This window comes from Mesorhizobium sp. M7A.F.Ca.CA.004.12.1.1, from assembly GCF_003997835.1.
Taxonomy (GTDB): domain Bacteria; phylum Pseudomonadota; class Alphaproteobacteria; order Rhizobiales; family Rhizobiaceae; genus Mesorhizobium.
This window is the reverse complement of record NZ_RZRK01000608.1, coordinates 1-3731: the sequence shown is the minus strand read 5'-3', so window position 1 is coordinate 3731 and position 3731 is coordinate 1. Positions and strand designations below refer to the sequence as shown.

Below are 3731 nucleotides of genomic sequence, written 5' to 3'. Positions count from 1 at the left end.
CCCTTGGTGCGGTTGAACCATTTCACCAGGGCGCGTTCGAGACCGCTCTCCGGCGTCACCGCGACATGGGTGCGCTGCTCCTGCATCTCGGCCGGGTGGACCGCGGTGGTGACGTCCATAGAGAGCACCCGGAAGGCCTGCAATCCGCGGTCGCCATGTTTGACGAGGCAGACCACGCGTGCGCCCTCCAGGGCCGTCTGAAAGCCATCCCTTCGAAGACATGTCACATGGAGGAGGATATCGCCGGAAATGCCGTCATCCGGCAAAATGAAACCATAGCCCTTGGCCACATCGAACCACTTGATGGCGCCGGCTATTTCGAGCAAGTCCGCGGCATCGCCGCCTTCGTCACGCTGCAAGGCGTCGCCGAGGGGTCCGTCCCGCCCCGTCAAAGAGGCCTTTTCCCCCATAAGAATGCCCCCTTTTTTCAAGAACACCGCAACTGATTCTTGCCAACAGATTAACACTGCGGCTTCCGGTCTGTGCAAGACCTGCCGTGCCTTTTTTCACGGTTCATTTGGGCAATACCGGATTTGTTCTTTGCCGGCATTGCGCACCGCCGCACGATTGCCCTTTGACAGGGCCGACCCTATGTTGCGCCGCAACGCAATTTATCGAGGAAATCACATGCGCTATCTGCACACCATGATCCGCGTCACCGACGTCGATGCCTCGCTCGACTTCTACTGCAACAAGCTCGGCCTCAAGGAAGTGCGCCGCTACGAAAACGAGCAAGGCCGCTTCACGCTGATCTTCCTCGCGGCCTCCGAAGACGAGCAAAGCGGCATCGCCGACAAGGCACCGCTGATCGAACTGACCTACAATTGGGATCCGGAAGACTACAAGGGCGGACGCAATTTCGGCCACCTCGCTTATGAGGTCGACGACATCTACGCCACCTGCCAGCATCTGATGGACAATGGCGTCATCATCAACCGGCCGCCGCGCGACGGCAACATGGCTTTCGTCAAGTCGCCGGACGGCATCTCGATCGAGCTTCTGCAGAAAGGCCCGGCCAAGGCCAAGGCGGAGCCCTGGGCTTCGATGGCGAACACCGGAAGCTGGTAGCCGATCACGCTGTCTTGAGCGGACAATGCCAGGCTGACGGCCCGGTACCGTTTGGTTTTTCAGGGGCGGCGCCTATCTGTCTGGCTGAGGCGCCAGGCTTGGGCCGGCGCCCAGCCATGCAACAGGCGCTTGCCCAGGAGAATTCATGCCGACCAGCCATGCCGACGTCGCCACCGAACATGCCAGCCGCTACCTGCAGCAGCTGTGCAAGCACTGGGCGCACAAATTCCCGGTCGAGTTCGATCCCACCCACGGCACCATCGATCTCTCAATGGGCCGTACCGTCATGGATGCCAATGCGGCGACACTGCATATCACGGTGTCGACCGACGAAGCGGGATCGATCGAGCGCCTGGAAAGCGTTGTCGCCGATCACATCAAGCGCTTTGCTTTCCGCGAAGAACTGACCTTCGACTGGAAACCAGCACCGGCGGCATAGGCCGCCTACTTCCCACCGGTCTGAGCAGCCATCTCCAGCAGCGCCTGCACGGAGCGCCAGTTGCGTGCGGTGCCCGGGACTTTCAGCGTGCGCGGGATCAGCCCGGCAAACACCGATTTGCCCAGCCCGTCCGGCGCGTGCAAGTAGAGCACATCGCCCTTGATCTCGAAGCGTTCGGGGCCGGTGCACTTTTCGGTCAGTCGCGCCACCTCGTCCGCTGTCGGCTCGCGCTCCAGCACATAGGCATGCAGCTTGGTATGGTCCCCGGCAACTTCCGGGTAAGGGTTTTCGTTCACCAGCCGCTCGAACCATGAGAGATCGCGCACCATGATGCGCGAATAAAAACCCCATTTCTTCTCGAAGGCTGCTTCGATCTGTTTCGTCAGCGCGGCCGCGTCGCCCTTCTTCGCCCGGAACACGGCATTGCCGCTCTGCACATAGGTGGCGACATCGGAAAAGCCGAGATCCTCGAAGAACGACCGCAGCTCCGCCATTTTGACGATGCGGTTGCCGCCGACATTGATGCCGGAAAACAGCGCGACGAAGATTTTTCCTGCCTCCTTGCCGCTCATATGATGAACCCGGCCAATGTCTCGTTGTCGGTGATGTCCTGATACTGGACGCCCTCGGCCTCGAACTTCGCTTTGAGCAGATCGAAATTGCGGCGGTCCTTGGTTTCGATGCCGATCAGCACCGAACCGAAATTGCGCGCCGATTTCTTCAGATATTCGAAACGGGCGATGTCGTCGTCGGGCCCGAGCAGTTCGAGGAAGTCTCGCAGCGCGCCGGGCCGCTGCGGAAAGCGGATGATGAAGTATTTCTTCAGCCCCTCGAAGCGTAGCGCCCGTTCCTTAACGTCCGGCAGCCGCTCGAAATCGAAATTGCCGCCCGAAACCACGGCAACGATGGTCTTGCCCCTGATCTCCTTCTTGGAGAAATCCTTGAGCGCATCGATCGCCAGCGCGCCGGCCGGCTCCAGCACGACGCCTTCGACGTTGAGCATTTCGATCATGGTGGCGCAGAGCCGGTTTTCCGGGATCAGCCGCACTGTGTCGGCCGGAAAATCCTTGAGACGACGCAACGGCTCGCGGCCGATCTCGGCCCCCGCGGCGCCATCGACGAAATTGTCGCCCTTGGCGAGTTTGAGCCGTTTTCCCGCCGCAAGGCTTTCGCGCAGGCTCGGCGCGCCTGCCGGTTCGCAGAAGACGAAGCGTGCTTCCCTGCCCTGATCGGCGAAATAATGGGTGACGCCCGCGGCAAGTCCGCCACCGCCGACCGGCAGCATGACGATATCGGGCATGCGGGCGCCCGGCATCTGATCCGCGATCTCGTAGGCGACGGTTGCCTGGCCCTCGATAATGTCCTTGTGATCAAAGGGCGGCACCATATGGGCGCCGGAACTGTCGGTGAATTCCAGGGCCGCGCGATAGCAGTCGTCGAAGAAATCGCCGACCAGCCTGATCTCGATGAAATCGCCGCCGAACAGCTTGGTCTTGTCGATCTTCTGCTGCGGCGTCGTCACCGGCATGAACACGACGCCTCGCCTGCCGAAATGGCGGCAGACGAAAGCAAAACCCTGCGCGTGGTTGCCGGCGGACGCGCAGACGAACAGTTCAGCCTCGTTGCCGGCCGCCAGTGTCTTGCGGAAGAAATTGAAGGCGCCGCGGATCTTGTAGGAGCGGACCGGCGACAGGTCCTCGCGCTTCAACAGCACCCGCGCGCCGGTCTTTTTCGACAGATAATCGTTTTCCTGCAGCGGCGTTTCAGGGAAGATCTGGCGGATCGCGGCGGCAGCGGCAGCAACGCGGGAAGAGAAACTGTTCATCGGAAACCACCCTTGGGAAAGCCACCTTGTGTTGCACGCTGTCCGCGGACCTCTATCATTGATCGGGTCGCGCACGTTCGGTTGTTGAGCGCCGGGACAAGGTGCGGCGCGAGCCAGCCTATTGCATATCCGGCTACGTGGCGCCATCGTCCATCATGTGCGTCGTTCCGAGCGGAAATTTTGCGGAATATTTTCAGTTACTTGTGGGTACATTCTCATGCCCCTGGCATCAGGCGGCTTAAAATCGCTATCTCTGCGGGAATTGGAAGGCCGGCGGCGACGCCGCCATTTTGGCTTTCGCGCAACACTGCGATGGCCGTAGCGGGGCGCCGATCACATTTCGACTGGACATGACTTAGTTCTGCCGCACTCTGCCTGTCCGGGAGGTATCGTGAGGAT

The 3731-nt window shown here is 60.9% G+C and carries 5 protein-coding genes; 2 read left to right on the top strand and 3 right to left on the bottom strand.

The annotated features are described in order from the left end of the window. Window positions 1–410 (bottom strand): cold shock domain-containing protein (locus EN984_RS26070; protein ID WP_164765654.1); only part of this gene is annotated, 410 nt, incomplete at its 3' end. 217 nt (window positions 411–627) lie between these two features. Between EN984_RS26070 and gloA the strand changes: the two genes are divergently transcribed. Next, window positions 628–1068 (top strand): lactoylglutathione lyase, encoded by a 441-nt coding sequence (gene gloA, locus EN984_RS26065; RefSeq protein WP_127271577.1) that lies wholly within the window; start codon window positions 628–630, stop codon window positions 1066–1068. Between the two features lie 145 nt (window positions 1069–1213). Beyond that, on the top strand, window positions 1214–1507 hold the full coding sequence (locus tag EN984_RS26060; protein WP_127271774.1) for a DUF2218 domain-containing protein: 294 nt from the start codon (window positions 1214–1216) through the stop codon (window positions 1505–1507). A 5-nt stretch (window positions 1508–1512) separates the two neighbouring features. Here EN984_RS26060 and EN984_RS26055 read toward each other — a convergent pair whose 3' ends face one another. Together EN984_RS26055 and ilvA are read right to left on the bottom strand one after the other, a co-directional pair. Then, window positions 1513–2079, bottom strand: a complete 567-nt coding sequence (locus tag EN984_RS26055) for a DUF1697 domain-containing protein (RefSeq protein WP_127271772.1) — start codon at window positions 2077–2079, stop codon at window positions 1513–1515. Beyond that, window positions 2076–3332 (bottom strand): threonine ammonia-lyase IlvA, encoded by a 1257-nt coding sequence (ilvA, locus tag EN984_RS26050; protein WP_127384048.1) that lies wholly within the window; start codon window positions 3330–3332, stop codon window positions 2076–2078. Before ilvA ends, EN984_RS26055 begins: the two co-directional genes overlap by 4 nt. Between the last annotated feature and the right edge of the window lie 399 nt (window positions 3333–3731).